This is a genomic window from Bdellovibrionales bacterium, assembly GCA_016716765.1.
In the GTDB taxonomy this organism is placed as follows: domain Bacteria; phylum Bdellovibrionota; class Bdellovibrionia; order Bdellovibrionales; family UBA1609; genus JADJVA01.
This window is the reverse complement of the sequence record JADJVA010000020.1, coordinates 1,100,084-1,122,220: the sequence shown is the minus strand read 5'-3', so window position 1 is coordinate 1,122,220 and position 22,137 is coordinate 1,100,084. Positions and strand designations below refer to the sequence as shown.

Annotated in this window: 20 protein-coding genes; 19 read left to right on the top strand and 1 reads right to left on the bottom strand. The window is 44.9% G+C overall.

Annotation, left to right across the window (positions count from 1 at the left end; all coding sequences use genetic code 11):
- The first annotated feature begins 93 nt into the window (after positions 1-93).
- The 9 genes from IPL83_14030 (at position 94) to IPL83_13990 (ending at position 10,882) form a co-directional block, all read left to right on the top strand.
- Positions 94-987 (top strand): outer membrane beta-barrel domain-containing protein, encoded by an 894-nt coding sequence (locus IPL83_14030; GenBank protein MBK9040256.1) that lies wholly within the window; start codon positions 94-96, stop codon positions 985-987.
- Positions 984-2,597: a hypothetical protein gene (locus tag IPL83_14025; GenBank protein MBK9040255.1), complete on the top strand. Its 1,614-nt coding sequence runs from the start codon at positions 984-986 to the stop codon at positions 2,595-2,597. Before IPL83_14030 ends, IPL83_14025 begins: the two co-directional genes overlap by 4 nt.
- The gene (locus IPL83_14020) at positions 2,572-5,799 is read left to right on the top strand and encodes a tetratricopeptide repeat protein (GenBank protein ID MBK9040254.1); all 3,228 of its coding nucleotides are present in this window, start codon (positions 2,572-2,574) and stop codon (positions 5,797-5,799) included. Before IPL83_14025 ends, IPL83_14020 begins: the two co-directional genes overlap by 26 nt.
- Positions 5,800-6,678 carry a hypothetical protein gene (locus tag IPL83_14015; GenBank protein ID MBK9040253.1) on the top strand — a complete coding sequence of 293 codons (879 nt, stop codon included), beginning with the start codon at positions 5,800-5,802 and terminating at the stop codon, positions 6,676-6,678.
- An 11-nt stretch (positions 6,679-6,689) separates the two neighbouring features.
- Positions 6,690-6,977: a hypothetical protein gene (locus IPL83_14010; GenBank protein MBK9040252.1), complete on the top strand. Its 288-nt coding sequence runs from the start codon at positions 6,690-6,692 to the stop codon at positions 6,975-6,977.
- A complete protein-coding gene (locus IPL83_14005; GenBank protein ID MBK9040251.1) occupies positions 6,974-9,091 on the top strand; it encodes an AgmX/PglI C-terminal domain-containing protein in 2,118 nt (705 codons plus the stop codon). The genes IPL83_14010 and IPL83_14005 overlap by 4 nt, the downstream gene beginning before the upstream one ends.
- Positions 9,092-9,192: 101 nt before the next feature.
- Positions 9,193-9,789, top strand: a complete 597-nt coding sequence (locus IPL83_14000) for a MotA/TolQ/ExbB proton channel family protein (protein ID MBK9040250.1) — start codon at positions 9,193-9,195, stop codon at positions 9,787-9,789.
- A gap of 26 nt (positions 9,790-9,815) precedes the next feature.
- Complete coding sequence (locus IPL83_13995) at positions 9,816-10,292, top strand: biopolymer transporter ExbD (GenBank protein ID MBK9040249.1); 477 nt, start codon at positions 9,816-9,818, stop codon at positions 10,290-10,292.
- Positions 10,292-10,882, top strand: a complete 591-nt coding sequence (locus IPL83_13990) for a biopolymer transporter ExbD (protein MBK9040248.1) — start codon at positions 10,292-10,294, stop codon at positions 10,880-10,882. The genes IPL83_13995 and IPL83_13990 overlap by 1 nt, the downstream gene beginning before the upstream one ends.
- Positions 10,883-10,944: 62 nt before the next feature.
- On the opposite strand, the gene IPL83_13985 is transcribed toward IPL83_13990, so the two are convergent.
- Positions 10,945-11,646, bottom strand: a complete 702-nt coding sequence (locus IPL83_13985; GenBank protein ID MBK9040247.1) for a PilZ domain-containing protein — start codon at positions 11,644-11,646, stop codon at positions 10,945-10,947.
- A 225-nt stretch (positions 11,647-11,871) separates the two neighbouring features.
- Between IPL83_13985 and lptC the strand changes: the two genes are divergently transcribed.
- The 10 genes from lptC to IPL83_13935 all read left to right on the top strand — a co-directional run bounded on the left by lptC (position 11,872) and on the right by IPL83_13935 (position 22,137).
- Positions 11,872-12,810 carry an LPS export ABC transporter periplasmic protein LptC gene (gene lptC / locus IPL83_13980; GenBank protein ID MBK9040246.1) on the top strand — a complete coding sequence of 313 codons (939 nt, stop codon included), beginning with the start codon at positions 11,872-11,874 and terminating at the stop codon, positions 12,808-12,810.
- Positions 12,807-13,529 (top strand): LPS export ABC transporter ATP-binding protein, encoded by a 723-nt coding sequence (gene lptB / locus IPL83_13975; GenBank protein ID MBK9040245.1) that lies wholly within the window; start codon positions 12,807-12,809, stop codon positions 13,527-13,529. Before lptC ends, lptB begins: the two co-directional genes overlap by 4 nt.
- Positions 13,530-13,542: 13 nt before the next feature.
- Entirely contained in the window at positions 13,543-15,000 is a 1,458-nt protein-coding gene (gene rpoN, locus IPL83_13970) for an RNA polymerase factor sigma-54 (protein MBK9040244.1), read from the top strand.
- A 245-nt stretch (positions 15,001-15,245) separates the two neighbouring features.
- Positions 15,246-15,647, top strand: coding sequence for a ribosome-associated translation inhibitor RaiA (gene raiA / locus IPL83_13965; protein MBK9040243.1), 402 nt, complete (start codon positions 15,246-15,248; stop codon positions 15,645-15,647).
- Positions 15,648-15,798: 151 nt separating this feature from the next.
- Positions 15,799-16,962 (top strand): methionine adenosyltransferase, encoded by a 1,164-nt coding sequence (locus tag IPL83_13960; GenBank protein ID MBK9040242.1) that lies wholly within the window; start codon positions 15,799-15,801, stop codon positions 16,960-16,962.
- Positions 16,963-17,054: 92 nt separating this feature from the next.
- Entirely contained in the window at positions 17,055-18,881 is a 1,827-nt protein-coding gene (gene lepA / locus IPL83_13955; GenBank protein MBK9040241.1) for an elongation factor 4, read from the top strand.
- A complete protein-coding gene (gene lepB / locus IPL83_13950) occupies positions 18,878-19,636 on the top strand; it encodes a signal peptidase I (GenBank protein ID MBK9040240.1) in 759 nt (252 codons plus the stop codon). The genes lepA and lepB (IPL83_13950) overlap by 4 nt, the downstream gene beginning before the upstream one ends.
- A complete protein-coding gene (lepB, locus tag IPL83_13945; GenBank protein MBK9040239.1) occupies positions 19,626-20,414 on the top strand; it encodes a signal peptidase I in 789 nt (262 codons plus the stop codon). Before lepB (IPL83_13950) ends, lepB (IPL83_13945) begins: the two co-directional genes overlap by 11 nt.
- A gap of 15 nt (positions 20,415-20,429) precedes the next feature.
- Positions 20,430-21,155, top strand: coding sequence for a signal peptidase I (gene lepB / locus IPL83_13940; protein MBK9040238.1), 726 nt, complete (start codon positions 20,430-20,432; stop codon positions 21,153-21,155).
- 34 nt (positions 21,156-21,189) lie between these two features.
- The gene (locus tag IPL83_13935) at positions 21,190-22,137 is read left to right on the top strand and encodes an aspartate carbamoyltransferase catalytic subunit (GenBank protein ID MBK9040237.1); all 948 of its coding nucleotides are present in this window, start codon (positions 21,190-21,192) and stop codon (positions 22,135-22,137) included.

Genomic DNA, 22,137 nt, shown 5'->3' with positions numbered 1-22,137 from the left:
TCCTGAGAATCCCAGAGGACGTCCAGAATTAGAGGAGATGAGTTCAAAAAAACACGATTTTACTGATACTGTTTAATAATGAGATCATCTTAGGTGAGGACAGCGGTGTTAAAAATCCCATTCATTATTATCTTGAGTACCTTGGGAATAGCTCTTAATCCCACACCAGGATTCTCTCAGAATCTCTCAACCAATTCCGAGAGTTCAGGTACTGATCTGCGAGGTGGGGGCGAGTCGGATACACCTGACGACGAAGTGGAAGATCTTTATGATAAGTTTGAAGATAAAGAAACTGAGAAAAAGGCAGAGAAGAGAAGCTCAGAACAAAAAATAAAAGCGACAGAAAAGGCAAAGCCAGATCCAACGACGCTTTCTGAACTTTCGACGCTCGCTCCGCTTGCTGATATAGCGATTATCCAAAAAAGATTTTTACCCAAAACAAAGCGCTATGAATTGTCTGGGAGCGTTTTGGGAACAATAAACAATCCATTCTTTCTCAATATGGGTGCGGCGATTCGCGGTGGCTACTATTTTCAAGAGAGATATGGAGTCGAGCTTCTCTATTTCATCTTATCTTCCTCCGAAAGAGCGGTTACAGATAATTTACGGACCAAAAGAAGTGTTAAGACTGAGAGCCTCGTCACTCCAAAGAATTTTGTTGCGGTAAATTTCAAATGGACCCCCATGTACGGCAAAACGACGTTTATGAATAAGCGGATTGTTCCCTTTGATTTCTATTTTTCGGGGGGTGCCGGTATGACGAGCACGGATCAGGGAGGAAGTTTTCCGACCATTCACCTCGGGGGAGGGCAGTCCTTTGCCCTTTCAAAGAGCATGGCCTTCCGTTGGGACATAAATTGGAATTTCTATCAGGCCGAGAGTGAAGTTCTAAAGGGCGGTTCGCTCCAAAGCGTGAAGGCAAATCATGATGATGTCTATGTTGCCTTGGGACTTAGCTTCTTCTTTCCGGAGGCCACATACAGATGAATGGATTGGTATTCTGCTGTTTGATGGCTTTCCTATCTTTTACCTTGAATGCCGCAGCCAATTCGGAGGCTGCGGCTGTTAAAAAGGAAGCTGTAACTGATCGCTCTCCCTCCTCTCGTTCTGGATCCGCTATGACAGCAGAAAGTAAAAATCGCCAAGAATTGGTGGAAGCTCTCAAGTTGGTTAAGGCTGGTCGCTTTCAAGAGGCAAGCATCAAGCTGTTTCAGTTGAGCCACAACCCTCGATTTCGCGATCGAAAAATGCAAGTAAAATACTTGCTGGGACTCATGTTGTACCAAATGAAAATGCCACAAATTGCGGCTTTTCAATTTATCAGCGTAATTAAGGACGGAAATAACAAGTATCTGAGGCAATCTCTGGAGAAGCTGTCATTGGCTGCAGATTCCTTGGGAGACGACACACTTCTTAACTACGCAATCTCTCGTGTTAAGGTCGATGATTTTCCTCGCGTTCACCGCGACATGCTTTTTTATCGAATTGGTGAATTTCAACTTCGCAACCAACAATTTGCCGAAGCAGCAGAGAGCTTCAAACGAGTGGCAAACACGAGTTCACTTTTCCCAAGAGCCAAATATCTTGAGGGATTGGCCTCTTCAGAAAGCGGGAAGTCCAAGGAGGCCTACTCGGCCTTTGATGAACTCGTGGATGCGCGCGAGCGGTATGGAGTGACCGATGTCAGCCGTGTATCTGGACTTATTGGTAAGGCACGAGTTCTCTATCAGGCAAAGAAATGGGATGAGGCAATAGAAGGCTATCGTCAGATTCCTCGCGACACTCCGGCTTGGCATGATACTCTTTTCGAGTCGAGTTGGGCTATGTTGCGTTCAGGCCGATTTCGCTCTGCTCTCAGTAATTTTCATTCCCTACATTCTGACTATTATGAAGATCGATACCTTCCTGAGTCGCTTTTGCTCAGGTCAATAGTGTATTTATACATATGTAAATATGATGAAATGGAAAAAGTGCTGAATCTCTTTAATCAGATATATAAGCCTGTTTATCGGGATGTTGTCAATTTCCTTAAGACTTCGGCTCCCGATCAGTATTTCTCTGAGACGGTTTCGAGCTTGAAAGAATGGCGTGAGAGTGGAGACAATCCGATCAAGGAATCTCAACATAAAATCCCATTGATTGTGGCTCGAAAAATCTTCAAAGAGGGTGATTTTCTTCGTTCGTACGCTTACATAAAGAAGCTATTGGCCGAGAAGGCCCTAATTGAAAAAATGGAACCGGGTTGGAAGAATTCTGCACTGGGACGTTATGCAAAGAGGATCGTACAAAAGCGCCTTATCAAGGCTCGGAAACGGACGGGTCTTCAAATTAGGGGTCACCTCGACGCAATCAGAGAAGACCTTTTCGATCTCTTTGAACAGGAGGGCTTTATCCGTTACGAAATGATCAATGGGAAAAAGGAATCATTGAAGAAAAAGTTGGCGGGAAAGGACCTTCCAGAACAAGCCCAAGTTGATGAAGATACTGAGCGTGATTATTACATTCAAAATGGTTTCGAGTATTGGCCTTTTAGGGGTGAGTACTGGTTGGATGAGTTAGGTAACTATCATTATGTTGGAACACAAAGTTGTAACTAAAATTGAATTCCTGATATGGAATCAGCGGCGAAGATTTCTTCTTACCGGAGCTGTGCTCACCACATTCCTATCAACTTCCCATCATTTTGCTGTTGGCGCTCCCAGTGAAAGAGCGCCAGCAGAGGCAAAAAAGGTGAAAACGGTTGGTGATGTCCTCAGAAAAATAGAAGGAAAGAATCTCTCTATAAAAAAAGGAGATTCAAAACTGCCCCAATTTCAGGAGCTTGAATCCCGCAAGCAAACAAATCTTCAGACGGTCAAGCCTCCGTCGTCCACTTCTCTTTATTATGACGAAGGTTCTGAAGAAGCAGTTCTTGAAAAAGTGACCGATGACGGAATAGATCAGCTTTTTAAGCTAACAAATAAATTTAAATCAAGCAAGAAGCGTGGGGAGTTGTGGCTGAGATTAGCAGAACTCTACGTGGAAAAATCGCGTCTGATTGAATTTCGATTGCATCAGGAGTTCGATCGAAAAGTTCGAGAATCAAAGGAAGGTTCTCCAAAGCAAAAACTCAACTTGGGTCCGGCGCAGGAGTACAATAGAAAAGCCGTTCAGCTATATGAGTGGTTTTTGCGGGATTTTCCGAAGGATGAGAAAGTTGACCAGGCTCTCTTTTTTCTCGGATTTAATTATTTTGAATTAAACGACGAAAAGAAAGGCATGTCTTATTATCAAAGACTGACAAAGGAATTTCCAAAGAGTCCTTTCGTCGACGAGTCTAACTTTGCCATTGGCGAATTTCACTTTGAAAATGAGCGTTGGTCCGAGGCCTTGCCTCATTATCAACAAGTGGCAAACAATAGGAGGGCACGATTATTCTCATTTGCTCTCTATAAATCGGCTTGGTGCCAATACAAAGCGGGGTCAGTTAAGGAGGCTTTGCAATCACTTGAAAGAGTCATAAAGGCAGGGCGTATGGCAAAGAGCCAAGAGGAAAAAACAATTGGAGGTGTTAGTCGCATTCGCTTAGCTACCGAAGCACTTAAGGATCTCGTCATTTTTTATGCTGAAGTAGGGAGTTACAAAGCAGCAAAGGACTACTTTGCTCAAGTTGCAGGTCCAAAAAATGTTTATTCGCTGCAAGAAAAACTCGCATATTATTATGCAGATATGGGGCAGAGAACAGGAGCTCGCTTTACCTTTCACGAGCTGATTGAAGCAAATCAAAGTTCCCCAAAGGCTTATGATTATCAGTATCAAATCGTAACAATGTACGCGGCGACGGGAGAGGCCAAAATTTTTAAACAGGAGCTCTATAACTGGATTCAGGGTTATGGGCCAGATAGTGCGTGGCAAAAAACAAATGGTCGCAACCGTGAGCTCATTGCTAAGGCGACACAGTTGATAGAGACAACTTTGCGGAACTACATTTTGCAACAGCACCAAACGGCGCAGAATTCAAGAGCTCCAAATGCTCAAGCCATGGCCAAAAGTGGATATGAATTGTATTTCCGCGTTTTCAAGGATTCTCCTAAATTAGATGAGATGCATTTTTTCTTTGCAGAGTTGCTTTTTGATATCGAGGAATATGAGCGCGCATCGGATCACTATCTATGGGTTGCCGAGAATGCTCCTAACAGCGCCTATTTTGATAAATCAGTTTTAAATGCAATTCTTTCTTTGGAAAAGAAATTACCCACTTCTGAAGAAGTTAAAAAGATTGTTGGAGGTACAACATCACCAGTCGAATTTGATTCCACGATCAAGAAGTTTGAGAAAGTGGTTTTGAGATTTCTTAAAGATTTTCCAAAAGGTTCGGATGCAATCGCGATTAAGTATCGGCTTGGTGCCCTTTATTACTATTACAATCAATTTGATCGCGCCCTCTTGTCATTTCAGGATATAATTAAAACGGCGCCAAGTACTAAATTTGCCGAGTATTCGGCAAATTTGACTCTCGATATCTACAATCTAAAGAATGACTATGAGGGGTTAGAAAAGGCTGGACAGGAAATCCTCAGCATACCTCAGTTGGCCGCGTCCCCGGTAGGCGCTCAGGTGCAATCAATTCTGGAAAAATCATCCTTCAAACGTGCTCAAAATATGGAAGCCGGAAAGGATTTTATTTCCAGTGCAAAGCAGTTTGAGTCTTTTTCGAATAAGAACGGACGCTCTGAATTGGCAACTTCCGCGCGATTCAATTCGGCGGTAAACTACGAAAGAGCGGGCGACCTATTGAAGGCTTTAGCGATGTACGGATCAGTCCTTAAGGGTTCGAGCAAGGGGCACGAGGATTTAAAGCAAAAATCTTTGAAATTTATGGCTTTGTTGTATGAAAAATCTGGGCAATACAAAGAGGCCGCTGAATTTTTTGAGAAGTATGCAAATGAAAACGCCAAGGGCGATAAGGATGCTGTCGATTTTTTCTACAATGCTGGAGTTATTCGGGACGGCATGAATTTCTATAACTCAGCTCTTGATAATTACCAAAAGTATTTTGATCGAAGTAAGCGTCGTGATCGTATGGAGGTCATTTTTCTTATGGCGAAGATCTGGCAAAAGAGAGGGAATTTGAAGAATGCTCGAAGCTACTACAGCCAGTACGTCGATCTGAATCCAGCAAATGCCTCAGCGCTTATCGAGGCACTTTTTCAGCTTGGAGTAATTGAAGAAAAGTTGGGGAGAAAAAAGGCCTCTGACGACTATTTTAAAAGGACAGTCGCAGTGCAGAAGGGATTTTCAAAAAATGGAAATCCGGTGGGCGTCGCGCATGCGGCCGAAGCTCAATTCAAAATCGTCTACAGGGTTTACGACGAATTGCGGTCCATAAAAATTCCCTCCGATCCCTCGGGGCAGGATAACGCCGTACGTAGAAAGCTTGATCTGATCAGCAAGCTGAAGGAGCGACTAAAGGAGGTTATCAAATATGATGATGCATATATGGTTGTTGCAGCGCTTACTTTATCTGGTCAGGCAAATCAACACATGAGTGCAGCCCTTTATTCAGTTGCGCTTCCAAACAATCTTTCTCCGGACCAATTGAAGGAATATAAAATGGGCGTTGACAAGGTCGCAAGACCTTTTCAGGACGAGGCATTGAGTAATTACACAGCTGCGATAGAAAAGGGATACAGGCTAGAAGGTTACAACGAGTGGTTGAAAGCCGCATTTGTCGAAGCGAACCGGTTGAATAGTGAGAAATTTCCTAATTTTGGAGAGGAAGCTATTTTGACCAAGGTTCCAGACTACCTGGAGAATTAAGTGAGAAAATGTTTCTTATTTTTGCTTTTGATGATCTCGTCCAGCTTCGGTGTTTGGCCAGCTGGAGCCTTTCAGTTTGATGATCTTGATGGCTCAGATCCTGTCGAAGAAACGGGCGCGGACAACAATGAGGTCCGTGGAGTATCTAATGAGAAACTCGCAAAAAGGGAAAGACCTGAGACCACGGAAAAAGAGGATGTTGAGGCATTGCTGGCTGCCCGCCGGGCTGGTCTTGAACCCCAAATTATTGCGGCAACTTCTAGGATATTGGGGAAAGACCCTGGTCACCTGGTTGCTCTCAATACGCTTGCATTGCATTATTTTGGAAGGAACAATCTGGGGCTTGCTAAAATCATTTTACGACGTGCCTTGAGTGTTCATCCAAAAGAGCCAGCTTTGCATAATAATTTGGGCATTGTGTTTTTGACTGAGGGAGATCAGAGGTCGGCAATTTCGTCGTTTAAGAAGAGTCTAGAAATGAGACAAGGCTATGTCATCGGTGCAACAAATTTGGCATCCATATATTTGGAATACCGGGACTACAACAGGGCCTTGGCCCCGTTGGACAGCGGCTATAAAATGGTTAAATCGGGTCTGCGAGAGGGAAAGGAAGAGGCCGTTGGGGTGGCAAATAACCTAGCGGTTGCCTTGAGTTTCGAGGGACAGGCAAATAGGGCACGCGATATTTATGAAGAAATTGGTAGGGGAACTGCAAGGAATATTACTGTTTTGCTAAACTATGCTACACTTTTAACTGAGCGATTGAAAGCCAAGGATGATGCTTTGAAAGTGATCAGTAAGATCAAATTTGTCGCAGATGATCCAAAGGCTATTCGCAGGGCTGAGGAATTGGAAAAGAAACTCAAGTCTGGGGAATAAATGAGGTAGCCATGGGGGAATGGATCATTAGAGTTTTTATCTCTTTAGTTTTGACTTTATCTTTCTTGGTTATTTCGGCTTCAACTCTTGGAGAAGAATCGGCTGATGCCAAGAAACGCCGAACTTCTATCAATTTCGAAGATGAATTGATAGAAGGCGAAGTAAAAAAGCCAGAGCTTTTTTACCTTCTTCAAAAGAAGCAATTTAATTTCAAAAGACTGATTAAGCTTCGCGAGAATTTCCTTCCAGAGATGAGAAGAACCGCTGAGGACATGCCTCGTGGTGGGAGTTCAGATTGAAGCTGCCAATAGTCATACGCATCTATAAAGGTACGCAGCTTGAATCTGTAAAACAGTTTTCCGATTCTCAGATCGTAGTGGGAACGAGCATTAATTCGCAAATTCAATTGAAAGCAGATTCGATTGCCCCCTTGCATACTTTGATTGAGGAAAGGGACTCAGGATTTTACATTTCGGATCTCGGTTCCCAAACAGGTACTTTGTTTAAGGGCAGAAAAATTTTGGATGAACGAATCGAGTCTGGTGATTCTTTCCTGGTGGGTCCATATCAGCTCGATTTTTACATTGGGATTCCAAAGCCCATGTCGCCCCCCAGTGTTGAGACGAGGGGTCCTGGCGCTGTGGATGTCAAGGCAGGAATCCCTCTGGAGGGATTGAACTCCGAAGCTAGCGCAAGTCCGCCTCTCATTTCAAATGTGACAAGTCCAGTTATCCGAGAAGAGACGGTTCACTCAGCGGCGCCAAGCCTCACTCCAGAAATCAAAATGCCTCAATCTCTTCCTTCTTTTGTTGGCAGATCTGAAGGATGGAGTCCGCCTAAGGAATCCAAGGAAAACACAAAGGCAGTTATCTCTCATAAAAATGGAACCTACGCGCCGCCGAGCGAATTTGGAAGTCTCAATGAGGTGCTGAGGCCGGGCAAGGGAACGGTCGTTGAAGTCATCGTTGCATGGCGTGAACGGATTTTGAGTACTTATCATTTCTCTGAAAGGGGTATGGTGAAAGTTGGTTCCAATCCCGGGAATCAAATCATTCTGCCAAATTTAGGGTCGAATTTCTCCCATTCTCTTGTGCGTATTGATTCGCTTGCGACGGTTTGTGTCTCCGGAGAAATGTCCGGTGAATTGATATCAGAAGAAGGAACCAAGAGCTTCTCTGAATTGATCAGACAAAACCGTTTGGTTCGAAATACAGTCGGATACGAAATTGGCCTCAAACAAGGTGAGATGGCCAGAGTAGGGATTTACGGGGATCTAATTAATTTATATGTGCGCTATGTTCCTGAGGCCCCCAAACCCCTTGTAGCTCCTCTCCTGGATTTGACGGCCTCGGAAGTGACAGGAGTTATTTTAGCTGCTGTTGTTGCTCTGACTTTTGGATTGTACATGATGGTGTACGCTCCAAAAAAATTAAACGATGAGTCCTTGCTTGAAGAACCCATGCGCAAGGCTCTTGTCATTTTTAATCCACCTCGACCAGAGCCTAAGGAAGTGGTGGAAGCGAAGGTGGAGCCGATTCCTGAGAAGAAAATTGTGAAGATTGTTGAACAAAAGAACACTGCAACCGTCCCCGCTCCAACGCCTAAGGCTGTTGCCGTGCCAGCTCCTGCGGCAAAACCAAGTCCTAAATCTGAGTCTAAAGAAAATGCGGGCACGCCAGCACAGGCAAAACCAAATCCTAATAAGACGAACAAGAAGAATCTGACTTCAAATCGTGAAGGGGGAGCCATAAATACCGGGAAGTCGGGAGCGAGCCCTTCGAGCGAAAAAGTCGATGTTTCAAAAGTGGGATTGTTGGGTGCTTTTGGCTCAAGAGGAACCCAAACAAAGTTGGACAAAGCCTATTCAGGGGCAGGTGAATTGAGTGGTCTTGCGGACTCAGCAACAGGCTTTGCTGGGCAGGCCGAAGATCGCGCTGGCGACAATATCGGATCAAAACTCAAAAGTACGGGAGTGGGTGGCAAAGGAAGTGCGACAGTTGGGATAGCCGGTGTAGGGACGACAGGAAAAACAAGTGGCGCTTTTGGTTACGGTTCGGGCGGTATTGGAAAGAAGAGTCGGGTAGAGGTGCAGGTCGGAGGGCAGGATGCGGAGTTTGTAGGATCGATTGACAGAGAAGCTATCCGTCGAGTGATCTTGGCAGAAAAACGAGTCATTCGGAATTGTTATGAAATGGCTCTTGCTCGGAGTCCCGACCTTTATGGGAAACTTGTTGTTCAATGGGATATTGAGGAACGAGGCAGAGTGTCTAATGTGGTCGTGGTCAGCACAAGCTTGGGAGACAAGTCAGTTGTTGATTGTTTGGTTCAACGTTTGAAAACTTGGAGATTTCCGGAGCCGCCGCCTGATCAAGTGGGTCGGGTGACGTATCCGTTTGTTTTTACTTCACAATAAAAGGGGAGGGATGAAAATTGAATCAACCAGCGGCGGTCGTCAGCCATTGTGCTGAATACGGGAATTTTATCGGGCGCGCCTTTTGCGAGGGCGGGACCGTGATGTATTTAATCCTGCTTGTCGGGATATTAACAGTTTTTCTCATTCTGGAAAGGACGATGAGCCTTTCAAAGCTGACTCTGGACAAAATCAGCCTCAATGAGAACTTGTTTAGTATGTTGTTGCGAGGAGATATCAAGCAGGCGATTGCCTTTTGTGATAGTCGTCCAACACCTCTCACAAATACCCTGAAATCGGGTTTGGTGCAGGTCATGAATAAGCGCCCAGATGAAGAAGTGCAGGTAGCCATGGATGCAGCGGTTCTCCGAGAGACTCCGCGACTTGAAGGATGGACCTCTTTTCTTGCGGTGTTTGGCAACGTCTCTGTTCTGATTGGGCTTTTTGGAACGATTGTTGGTTTGATTCGATCATTTTCAGGAGTTGCAGAAGCAGATGCCGCAACCAAGGCGGCCCGACTTTCTCTGGGAATTTCTGAGGCTCTTAACTGCACGGCTTTCGGCCTTCTGGTCGCGATCGTGGCAATTGTTTCATTTGGATTTTTTCAGATTAAAATAGGACGTGCAATCAATGATATGCTTGAGAGCAGCATGAATCTGATGAACTTAATTGTATCGAATCGAGACAAGATTAAGTACTAACACCTAATCTGAGGAAGTGGAACTGTATGGGCCATATAGATGATGCTGGTGGAGATGATAGAAAGGTAGCGGTTGATATCAACTTGGTTCCCTTTATTGATTTGATGAGTGTGTGCATTATTTTTCTCCTGATCACAGCTGTTTGGTCCCAAGTTTCTATGATTCAAATAGGGAGTTCCCTGTACGGTAAAAAATCAGAAGATATTGAATCCGCAAAGCCTCCCCCTCGAGCGGAAATTCCTTTTCGGTTAGATGTCAAGGAAGAGGGGTATCTTGTTGTTGTCGGACAAAAGAACGTCTCGGTGCCAAAAGTTAGCGGAGAATATGACGACTTGAGATTGGTGGCTGAATTGAAAATGGTTAAGGATCTCTATCCAGAAAAGGTCGATGCAATTATCAGTATGTCTGACGACCTTGAATACGGATACCTTATAAAAGGTATGGATGCGCTCTTGACCTCGGGGTTTCCCGAAATATCGGTCGCAACGGGAGGAGTTAAATAATGCCCATTCACGTCCCGGGACATCGCAATCGAACTGGGCGGCAAAAGAAGCCAGTCAAGCGAAATGCGGTGGCTGTGTTGTCACTGACTGCGATGGTCGATATGTTCACGGTATTGACGGTTTTCCTCCTTCAGAATTATGCAAGTACAGGGGAGGTTATTGCGCTTCCAAAGGAAGTAAAATTACCTGAGGCTCACACAGTTAAAGAGTTGAAGCCTTCAAATGTCGTTGTTATTGCCCCCGATAAGATCATGCTCAACAGTGAGTTTATTGCTGAGTTTCGGACGGTGAAAGAACAAAATGATTGGGAGGTAGAAAGTCTCAAGAGCCAAGTCATAAAGCTGATTGAGGAGGGGCGAATAGCAGAATCGAATTTGGGCAATAAAGTTCGAAGAGCCATTGAAGGAGCAAAGTCTGGAGATAATCCTGAGGTCAATGAAATTCCTCAGTACAAAAAAATCACAATTCAAGCTGATAAAAAAGTTGATTTTCTTACGGTGAAGAAAATCATGTATACGGTAACTGAGGCCGGAATCGCCGAAATCAATTTTGCTGTGATAAAACTGCCCGACACTCCCAAAGGAAGTTGATGGTTTAACTGAAGGGATGCTTGCATGGGCGCAGAGTCAGAGAAGGACAATGGCCGACAAGCTCAGGCCGCTTTTCCGTAAGATGGATGGGTCGTATGTCGAATGTAATCAATGAGAGTGGACTTTGCTTCCATTGAGATTTGAGTAAAATGGAGTCCCGTAAATCCGGATTTCGTGACATATTTGATTTCGGCTTTCGCTCGGATAGGCCCGCCCAGTACGGCGGCCCTTATTTCCACCTGTAATTCTTGTCCGGGAAATCCATTTTTAAGCCCAATAATTCCAAGCCCACCTTCGCTAATGGTCTGAATCTGACCAATTGATGACATATCCCCACTTGTTACCTTTACTGTTCCGCGGATTTTTGCTCGAGGGGTGTGTCGGCGGTCGACACCGATTTCTTCCATTAGATCATGTAAATCAAAAACCGATACCCAACCTGTCATTTCCTTGTTCCATAGCAGAACTCCCTCAAGAGAGCTTAGGTTGCTCAACACATGCAACAAATCTTCGCGCGTGTATGGCCCCTCAGATTTACCTTCCCGGGCCATGTGCCATTTTAGTGAGGTCAATTTTTTATCGGAAGCATGCAGCAGGGTCGGCAAAGACACACTCCATTGATGGACAGTAATCCAGTCCTTTTGTGCTTTGCCCCAAATGAAGCAGTCCTTTGGGAGACCGCTCTCAATCTGTTTTTGGATATCCTCTGTCGAAAAAGGGCCAGAAATGTCTTCGTCATTATTCAAAAACCATTGAATGACCATACTTTGCTATCGGCTCTTTAAGAGGCTGACTTTAGAGTGTTTAATGAAAATTCGGAATGCGGTATCTCAATTTATAGAAGCAAGGTAAAAAAATAAAGCTAAACAAATTTTGAAATCATGCTAATTCCGTGCCAGTTCTATGTTACAATGTCGGCAGTGGGTATACATGGTAGTAAGTACATCAGTATTAGGCTGGGGAAGTTCCTTCTAGGGGTGCTGTTTGTAGTGTTAATTATCGAAATCATTGTGATTTTTCCAAGGGACCTAGATGATAAGGCAAAGCCACAGTCGGGTCCCGTTGCGCCAGATGATGGAGTTAGTAAGGGAATTGAGCAAATTATGCGGGGGGCTCATCTTGTTGAGACCCGAGAGGGAGAAAAAGAGTGGGAGCTGTGGGCAGAGTCGGCAGTTGCATACAAATTGAAACCAAGTTGGTCTTTACGCAAAGTGAAAACAAGATTATTTGGTAAGGACGGTGTGTTCTTTATTGTGACTGGCGATGAGGGTTCAATAGACGTAAAGACCAAGGATATGGATGTGAAAGGGAAGGTCGTCATTCGCTCGTCCAACGGTTATGCTTTCGAAACGGAGAAGATGATTTATCATTCGAAGGAACGTCAATTTGTAGCGCCTCTTCCAGTTTTTATGCGGGGCCCAAAGGATGGGGAGGGGTTTTCATTGATCCTGCGTGGGAATTCCTTAAGCGCTGACCTGAACAATTCTTTGATGACAGTCAATGGAGGAGTGAAGGGAGAAAAGGCGTTCAAGGGAGATCGCCGACTTTTGATTCGAGCCCAGAAAGCTGCGTTCAGTGGCAAATCCAATCTTGCTCGTTTTAGCGAGGACGTTGTGATGGATTTTGAAACAATGCGAATTACGGGACCAGAGGCCGTATTTGAATATGGGAGAGAGCAGAATCTTGTTAAATCCGTTCAAGTCTCTGGTGGAGTGCGGGTGAGTGATTTAGAAAAATGGGTTACTTCACAAAAGGTGAATGTGAACTTTGATAAGGATCGCTATGTGTTTAGCGGAAATCCAAGGGTTGTTCAGAACAATGACGAGCTTCAGGGAGAGGAAATTGTTTTTCTTGAGGGCGGAAAAAAAGTCGAAGTTTTTAAGGCAAGAGCAAATGTGGAGAGTCGGGAACTGGAGAAAGCAAATTGAGTGTATTGATTGTAAATAAGATTTCCAAGCGATTCAAGTTGCGCCAAGTGGTAAGGGAAGTTTCATTTCAAGTTCAATCTGGCGAAATCGTGGGAATTCTTGGTCCAAATGGGGCTGGAAAGACAACCAGTTTTTACATGGTTGTGGGGCTTTTAAATCCGGATGAAGGAGAGATTTTGTTAGACGATGGTTCCATCGGAGATATGCCAATGTACAAGAGAGCGAGGATTGGCTTGAGTTATCTTCCTCAAGAAGCAAGTATCTTTCGTCGTCTTACGGTAGCAGAAAATATTTTGGTGGCCCTTGAAGCCCACGGCTACACGGGGTCAGATAAGCACGAGAGGTTAGATCTGTTGCTGAAGGAGTTTCGGATAGAACACGTAAGAAGTAGTTATGGGTATTCTTTGTCGGGAGGAGAAAGACGACGGGTCGAGATTGCACGTGCCTTAGCTGGGAAACCCAAATTTCTGCTTCTCGATGAACCTTTTGCGGGAATTGATCCTATTGCAGTGGGCGATATTCAAGAAATTATTCGTGATTTAAAGACCAAAGGGATCGGTATTTTGATAACAGACCACAATGTTCGAGAAACTCTTGGAATATGTGATCGCGCCCATATTCTGAAAGATGGTAGGATAGAAGTACAAGGGAGCGCGATGGAGATAGCAGAATCTCCCGTAGCCAGAAAATTTTATTTGGGTGAAGGTTTTAGATTGTAGGAGGCACTTCGATATGGCGATGCATCTTAAAATGAGCATGAAGCTTTCTCAGCAGCTCCGGATGACTCCGCAGCTCCAGCAAGCGATAAAGTTACTTCAACTGTCGCGTCTTGAATTGGAGACGCAAGTTCGCAAGGAACTTACGGAAAATCCCATTTTAGAGGAAGTGCAGGAAACCACAGATGACGAACCTATCCCGAAATCTCTTCAAAATGCAGACTCGGAGATAGGGGCAGACACAGTCACTCCAGAGTCTCAAGAGGGTTCGCAAGATCCGAGAAAGCAGGATGAGTTTGATTGGGACAACTACTTTGACAATCAATACAAGCCTCCACAGTCCTCCGGAGGTGGCAACGAAGAGATCATGAATTACGAAAATTTGATTTCAACTCATCAATCGTTTCATGACTATTTGATGTGGCAGGCTGGTTTAGCTGGGTTCAATGAAGAAGAGTTCTCTCTTGTCTCAGTGTTGGTTTCCTATGTGGATGATGATGGTTACATAAAGGTTTCGCTTGAGGCTATTGCCGAAGAGGAAGGTCTTAATGCAAGTGAGTTGGAGGAAATGTTGCCTTTTCTCCAGGAGTTTGACCCGCCGGGCGTTGGAGCCAGGAATTTGCGTGAGTGTTTGCTCATTCAGGCCAAATATATTGAAGAGGACACGAACGATTTGGTGCGATTGATAAATGATCATTTGAAAGATCTAGAAAAAAAGAATTATCCTGCCATCGCAAAGGCGATGAATTTGGATCTTGAAGATGTTATAGACATTTGCAAAATTATTTTATCCATGGATCCAAAGCCGGGGCGAGCTTATCTGCCTCAAGAGACTCAGTTCATTACTCCAGATGTTTACGTGTATAAGGTCGGAGATGAATACATTGTTTCACTGAATGAGGATGGATTGCCTCGCTTGCGTATTTCCAATCTATACAAGAATGTGATGAAAGGTGGGAGTGATCAGTCGGCGACTCCTCAGGCTCAGGCCTACATTCAGGACAAGCTTCGTTCGGCGCTCTGGTTGATCAAATCTATCGCTCAACGTCAGAGGACGATTTATAAAGTGACGGAGAGTATCGTTCGCTATCAAAAAGATTTTTTTGATAAGGGATCAGGGTTTATTCGACCAATGATTCTTCGTGATATTGCCAATGATATTGGAATGCATGAATCAACAGTGAGTCGTGTTACCACAAATAAGTACCTTCACACTTCGCGTGGAATCTTCGAATTAAAGTATTTCTTTAACTCCGGAATTAATAAGACGGATGGAGAATTGCTCGCAAGTGAATCAGTCAAAATGAAAATCAAATCCCTTGTTGATCAAGAGGATTTAAAAGATCCGCTTTCAGATCAAAGGCTCGTCGAACTATTAAAAAAGGACGGAATTAAAATTGCTCGACGGACTGTAGCGAAATATCGAGACGTACTTAAGATTTTGCCGTCAAGCAAACGCAAGAAATATTATTAGATTTTTTGCAGTCTGTACCAAATTAAGAAACAGGAGGCAGAACCTCAACTTTAGTTTGAATAGTCCGACAAGTTATCAGATGAGTTGCCGGGGTTCATGGTTCGTTCATTTGCGGGGTTTATGGAGCCGAGGGGTCTTTTGCTTGGTTCATTTCGCTGACAGGGTCAGTGGGCTATCTTCATCGTATCAATTTAAATTTGAGAGAAGCGAAGTAAGGTTTTAGGAGCTAAACCGGAGGTTTGAGCATGAAAATAAGTTATCAGTTCAAGAGTTTGGATTGGTCAGAAAGCCTTGTTCAATACACGGAGGAAAAGCTGCAGAGGCTGGTAAAATTTGAGATGAAACCAGTCCATATTCACGTCACATACAGCGCAGAGCGCCATATTAAAACGGTGGAGATGCACATCGTGGGAGGGACCAGATCTATTGCAGCCCGAGGGGAGGGAGAGAGTTTTCAAGCAGTTGTCGACCAAGTCTCTTTGAAACTTCAAAGGCAGATGTCTAAGCACAAGCAGAAAAAAAAGAATCATCATTCGCCTGAATATACCAGGGGGCACAGAGCAAAGAAACTGCAGGAGCAAATCGAAATGCAGATGCAGCTTGAGATAGAGCAGGAGTTCAATTTGGATAGCAAGAAGGCAAGTTAAGACAAGGATGCTCTGTTGGTTAAAGATAGGCCATTCATCTGAGCTGGACCTCCTGATTCGGCCCTGGATTGTGTTGACCTAGGGATTTTGTTCCTGTTAAGAAATCACCTCTCCAAAGATATACTTCAATCCTGCCCAGAGAGGTCTTAGCATGCGAAATTTTCTATTTACAAGTGAGTCCGTTTCGGAAGGCCACCCCGACAAAGTGGCTGATCAAATTAGTGACGCTGTTCTTGACGCTTTTCTTTCCGGTGATTCAAATTCTCGTGTGGCTTGTGAAACGATGATTTCTACGGGTTTTGTCATGCTGGCTGGTGAAGTTACTTCCAAGGTGCAGGTGGATATCTCTACGCTTGTGCGAAAAACCCTTCGCGAAATTGGTTATACAAACAGCGAGATAGGATTTGATGCAGACTCCTGTGCTGTTCAGGTGGCTCTTGACCGCCAGAGTCAGGATATTGCGCGCGGGGTAGATAGCTCTGATCAGCGAGAGCAAGGTGCCGGCGATCAAGGCATTATGTTTGGTTATGCCGTCAACGAGACGGCTGAGTATATGCCCCTCACTATCTCCTTGGCCCACAAATTGGTGCGTGAGCTGGCGAGTTTACGTAAAAGCGGAAGAGTTCCTTTTTTACGCCCAGACAGCAAAAGTCAGGTGACGGTGGAGTATGTCAATGGCAAGGCGGCCAGAATTGATTCAATCGTTTTGAGTACTCAACATAGTCCCGACGTCGATCAGGCCACGATTAAGTCGTTTGTGCAGGAGGAGCTCATCCCTCGAGTGGTTCCGCGCGAGTTTCTTGATGCGGGCACAAAGTTTTTTGTTAACCCCACGGGCAGGTTTGTCGTAGGGGGGCCTCTTGGAGACTGCGGTCTTACCGGACGTAAGATTATTGTTGATACTTATGGCGGGCATGGTGCCCATGGAGGCGGAGCCTTCTCTGGTAAGGACCCCTCTAAGGTGGATCGATCGGCAGCTTATGCGGCCCGACACGTAGCTAAAAATATTGTTGCGGCGGGATTGGCAGACAGAGTTCTCGTGCAGTTGGCTTATGCTATTGGAATAGCTGAACCAGTGAGTGTTATGATAAATGACTATGGTACCGGCAAAGTGTCGTCGGAGATTCTTTCTAAGGCTGTGCGGGAAGTTTGGAATTTGAAGCCAGCGGAGATTGTAAAGCAGTTTGATTTGCTAAAGCCACGCTACTTGAAAACAGCTGCGTATGGCCATTTTGGTCGCAATGAAGCGGAATTTACTTGGGAGAGGACGGACAAGGTCGAGGCGATAAAGGATGCAGTAAAGGCCTTTTCTTGATAGAACTCGCTCGTACAACCTTTGGACAAGGGTGGTTGGCTGATTGGCCTTTGCAGATACCCACTGATACAGCCCACTGATATAGTGGAGACATGGAAAATGAAGTGGAATTGGCAGAAACTTCGGCTGAACATATTCGCAATTTTTCTATTATAGCTCATATTGATCACGGGAAATCAACTTTAGCTGACAGCCTACTGAAGTACACGGGTTCTTTATCCGATAGAGAATCCAAAGAGCAGTTTTTAGATAGCATGGATCTCGAGAGAGAACGCGGGATCACGATAAAGGCTCAAACTGTTCGCCTGAATTACAAAGCAAAAAATGGATTAACTTACCAGCTGAACCTCATTGATACCCCCGGCCATGTTGACTTCACCTACGAGGTTTCTAGATCCTTGGCCGCCTGTGAGGGAGCCATTCTCGTGGTAGATGCTGCCCAAGGGGTTGAGGCTCAAACTTTGGCTAATGTTTATTTGGCCCTGGAGAGCAATCTTGAAATTATCCCCGTTCTAAATAAGATAGATCTTCCTTCTGCAGACCCTGAGGGAGTCAAACGCCAGATTGAGGATGCAATTGGACTTGATACATCAAATACAATTCTAGCCAGTGCCAAAGAAATGAAGGGGATCGAGGAAATATTGGAGGCGATAGTTAAGTTTATTCCTCCCCCTCAAGCGAATCGAAACATTCCTCTGCGGGCACTTATTTTTGATTCTTGGTTCGATTCCTATCAGGGGGTTGTGACTCTCTGTCGTATTGTTGATGGGAAGATAAAAGTGGGGGACAAAATTAAATTCCTGGCGACATACCGAGATTATGAGGTGCTTAAATTGGGAGTTTTTGCTCCTTTTGCGCGACATTTGACGGAATTGAATGCTGGTGAAGTGGGATTCTTGGTTTGCGGCATAAAGGATATTCGGAATGTCAAAGTTGGCGATACAATAACAGTTGCCAAGAATGGAGCAACGGAGTCTTTACCTGGGTTTCGTCGAATAAAACCCATGGTCTTTGCTGGCATATTTCCGATTGTTTCGGCCGACTATGAAAATCTAAAAGTGGCCCTTGATAAGTTATCTCTCAATGACTCGAGTCTTAGCTACGAAATCGAGTCCTCCGTTGCATTGGGTTTTGGGTACCGAGTGGGTTTTCTAGGGCTTCTTCACATGGAAATCGTCCAAGAGAGGTTGGAGCGAGAATTCAATCTTGATCTCATTACGACGGCGCCAACGGTGATTTATAGAGTCTATTTACATGATGGGACTGTCATTGAGCTTGAGAATCCAGCCAAACTACCCGATCTTTCCCGAATTGAGCGTTTAGAAGAACCTTTGGTCAAGGTGATCATTCATACTCCCAGCCAGTTTATTGGAGGGATTTTAAAATTGTGTGAAGATAAGCGCGGGATTCAGCAGCGCATGGAATACATTACCGATACAAAGGTCATCATAGAGTATAGATTGCCTCTTAACGAAATGGTGATGGATTTTTATGACAAATTGAAAACAATTTCTCGCGGATACGCCTCTTTGGAATATGAAATTGCGGATTTTCAGGCTGCAGATCTTGTCAAAATGGATATTCTGATAAATGGCGAACCTATCGATGCGCTATCAATAATTGTGCATCGAACTAAGGCAGATTGGCGAGGTCGTCAATTGGTCAAGAAACTCAAAGAACTCATTCCGAGACAGCAATATCAGGTGGCCATTCAAGCGGCCATAGGTGCGAAAATTATTGCTCGCGAAACTCTGGGAGCTTTGAGAAAAGACGTGACAGCCAAATGTTATGGGGGAGATATTAGTCGCAAGCGGAAACTTCTGGAAAAGCAGAAGGAAGGAAAGAAGCGCATGAAGGCCATTGGTCACATTGAGGTGCCCCAGGAGGCCTTTTTGGCTATCCTCAAGGTGGAGGACTGAGTTTGAAGAGAGGACGGCAATTTTGGACAGAGGGCACGGGGTCTTTGTTGTTGGCCGTTTTAGTTGCTTTGACTCTTCGATGGGCATTTATTGAAGCATATGTCATTCCCTCAGGTAGTATGCTCCCAAGCCTGCTTGTCCATGATCATATCTTTGTGAACAAAATTGTTTATGGTCTTAGGATCCCATTTACCACGGACTGGTTGGTCGAATTTTCTAGTCCCAGTCGTGGCGAGGTCGTTGTATTTAAGTACCCCGAAAGGCCAAGCATGTTTTATATCAAAAGGGTCGTAGGGCTTCCCGGGGATCGAATCTTTTATGAAAAGGGGAACCTCTTTATTAATGACAAATTGATAGAAAAGCAGGTGCCTCAAGAATTGATGTCTGAATTTGGCTGGTTGCGCGACGAGCACTTTCCAGGGGATGGACCCGGAGCAAGGGGGCGCTATGTTCATTGGCAGGAAGTTTTGGACCATCATGTTCATAGTATTCTTTTGAAAAGTGAAAATCAGACCAATGTGGCTTACGGTCCCTACCAGGTTCCAGATAGGCATTTCTTTGTAATGGGAGATAATCGTGACAACTCCCAGGACAGTCGATTTTGGGAAAGAGGCAAGCAATTTGTGCCGCGCGAGTATTTGGTAGGTCGAGCGATGTTCGTATGGTTTAGTTGCGAAGAGACTTTTTCTTCGAGTTCATTCTTTTGTAATCCACTTACAATCAGGTGGAATCGGTTTTTTCACAATGTCCATTGAATCATCGTCCGATCCAGAAAAGGGCAAGTGCAAACCAGCAAATCGAAGGGCAACTTTAGCTGGATCACTACTGAGTTTTTTTGGTGCCATTTTAATGATCCTGGTTTTGCGATGGGTCGTTGCGGAGCCCTACGTAATACCATCTGGGAGTATGATTCCGAGTCTTCTCATTCATGATCACATACTGGTGAATAAATTTGCTTTCGGTTTACGGGTCCCTTTTACCAAATATTGGTTAGTCAAATTTTCATATCCCAATAGAGGCGATGTGGTTGTTTTTAGATCGTTGGAGGACGAATCTCTATATATGATTAAGAGAGTGATTGGGCTTCCCGGGGACCTGATTCGTGTGGACGAAAAAGGCCAAATTGTCGTGAATGGGATTCCTCTCAAAAGTCATGTCTTAGAGAAGCCTCAGTTTGGAGGCAATAAGACTTCCTTTTATAGCCTCACCGCCGAAGATATTGGTGGTGACCTAAGTGGCTTCGAGTTTTTTGAAGAGACTTTAGGAGATCGGACACACCTTGGGATGCTTATTTCAAATTCCTATCGATGGTCAGAGTCGGAGGTCGAAGTTCCGGCAGGACACATTTTTGTGATGGGAGACAATCGGGATAATTCGAGAGACAGTCGAATTTGGGGCACACTGCCGTTTGAAAATCTTCTAGGAAGAGCCTCCTTTGTTTGGCTGAGTTGCACGGAGACCTTGGTCACAGCGCCATTCGTTTGTGATCCAGCCAAAATTCGATGGAGGCGCTTCTTTCATATTATTCAATAGGATAGAGGAGACAGGTTGAAACCATCCAAGCTCAATGCCTCTAAAATTGAGACTTCACTCAAGCATCTTCTTCGAGATTATGCAGAGGCTCTTTTTTACGCTGTTCTTTTAGCATTTTTCTTTAGAACTTTTATTGTGTCTGCCTACCGAATTCCCTCTACAAGTATGATGCCATCTCTTTTCCCTGGGGACTTCATATTTGCCTATAAGCTTCCTTTTGGCATTCCTCTACCCTTGATGGAAAAGGTAAAACTGGGAGGAGGGCCTTTGCGCAGGGGAGACATTGCCATATTTCCGTGTCCAAACAACCCTGATTCAAGTTGTATCCGGCGGATCATAGGTCTCCCTGGGGATCGGCTGGTCATTCGGGGCAAGCGCCTGATTGTAAATGGGGAAGCCGCTCAATATATGAAAGTTGAGGGAGAGACTGAAATTTTGGAGGGGTTTGGTAATTACAGTGTCGCCCTTCAGGAGACGCTGGGAAATTCGAGCCATAAAATTCTTGTCGGGCCTCGAAGGGATTCGGAGAACTTCGGACCAACAATTGTTCCTCCTGGGCACGTATTTGTAATGAGTGACCACCGGGACCAGGGAGAGGACTCCCGGTCTTGGGGCGTTGTTGCGGTGAGGAGCCTGGAGGCGAAGCTAGGCTTTATTTGGCTCTCACTGGGGTGGGAGGAACAGCGAGGATCCTGGCTTCCTCAGGTTCGCTGGCCCCGACTCTTCCAGTCTGTTGATTGACTCTGGTAGTACCTCTTGTGTATAGTTTCGAGCGATGTCATTTTTCGAAAAGTCTCTTCTCAGTATCCAGAATCTTGATACCGAAAATGTTAAACTCCTATTCTCGAGGGCAAAAGCATTCAAGGAGGAGTTTCGTAAATCGAGGAGATTCGATCATCTCATTCGTCAGCACAGTAATCGGCCGATTGTTGTGGCGATGGTGTTCCTTGAGCCAAGTACTCGTACGAGAGTGAGCTTTCAGGCGGCGGCATATCGGTTTGGTTTTCGGACAATCATCTTTGATAGTGCAACTTCTTCAAGTATGCAAAAGGGCGAGAGTCAATACGATACTCTGAGAAATATTTCGGCTATGTTGCCTGATCTGATGGTCGTTCGCTACGGGAATTCTCCAGAAGTAGAGGGCATTTTAGACACAATGAATTGTCCGGTGATAAGTGCTGGAAGCGGCACTGGAGAACACCCAACGCAAGCGCTTTTAGACGCCTTTACGATTCTTGAGGCTCGTGGGTCGATTGCGGGTCAAAGGGTTCTGATGGTTGGCGATGTTGTACACAGTCGCGTAGCAAATTCCAATATTCAGCTGCTAAATAGGCTGGGAGCAGAGGTTGGTATTTGTGGTCCAGAGGTCATGTTGCCTCCGGCTCTCGGTGATTGGAAAAATGTAAAGAGATTTTCAGATCTGAGGCTTGCGGTTTCATGGTGTCAGGTATTAATGGGATTGAGAATTCAAAAAGAGCGGCACGAGGAAGTAGGCATTTCCAATTCTGCCATTGAAATTTGGGATCAATATCGTGTGGACCGAGTTCATTTAGAAAGTCTGTCGGACAATGGGATTATTCTGCATCCAGGTCCCGTCATTCGTGGTGTTGAGTTTTCCTCTGATGTGCTACAAGACCGGCGTTGTTTGGTCTTGGAGCAAGTGACGAATGGGCTATTTGTTCGAGCGGCTCTCTATTCTTTAATTCTTGGTTTAGAGGTGTAG

Bases quoted from the DNA above. Each gene is read 5' to 3' on its own strand.
- IPL83_14025 (MBK9040255.1), top strand. From the start codon at position 984: ATGAATGGATTGGTATTCTGCTGTTTGATGGCTTTCCTATCTTTTACC.
- IPL83_14020 (MBK9040254.1), top strand. From the start codon at position 2,572: ATGTTGGAACACAAAGTTGTAACTAAAATTGAATTCCTGATATGGAAT.
- IPL83_14010 (MBK9040252.1), top strand. From the start codon at position 6,690: ATGGGGGAATGGATCATTAGAGTTTTTATCTCTTTAGTTTTGACTTTA.
- IPL83_14000 (MBK9040250.1), top strand. From the start codon at position 9,193: ATGTATTTAATCCTGCTTGTCGGGATATTAACAGTTTTTCTCATTCTG.
- IPL83_13995 (MBK9040249.1), top strand. From the start codon at position 9,816: ATGGGCCATATAGATGATGCTGGTGGAGATGATAGAAAGGTAGCGGTT.
- IPL83_13990 (MBK9040248.1), top strand. From the start codon at position 10,292: ATGCCCATTCACGTCCCGGGACATCGCAATCGAACTGGGCGGCAAAAG.
- IPL83_13985 (MBK9040247.1), bottom strand. From the start codon at position 11,646: ATGGTCATTCAATGGTTTTTGAATAATGACGAAGACATTTCTGGCCCT.
- rpoN (MBK9040244.1), top strand. From the start codon at position 13,543: ATGGCGATGCATCTTAAAATGAGCATGAAGCTTTCTCAGCAGCTCCGG.
- raiA (MBK9040243.1), top strand. From the start codon at position 15,246: ATGAAAATAAGTTATCAGTTCAAGAGTTTGGATTGGTCAGAAAGCCTT.
- IPL83_13960 (MBK9040242.1), top strand. From the start codon at position 15,799: ATGCGAAATTTTCTATTTACAAGTGAGTCCGTTTCGGAAGGCCACCCC.
- lepA (MBK9040241.1), top strand. From the start codon at position 17,055: ATGGAAAATGAAGTGGAATTGGCAGAAACTTCGGCTGAACATATTCGC.
- lepB (MBK9040239.1), top strand. From the start codon at position 19,626: ATGTCCATTGAATCATCGTCCGATCCAGAAAAGGGCAAGTGCAAACCA.
- IPL83_13935 (MBK9040237.1), top strand. From the start codon at position 21,190: ATGTCATTTTTCGAAAAGTCTCTTCTCAGTATCCAGAATCTTGATACC.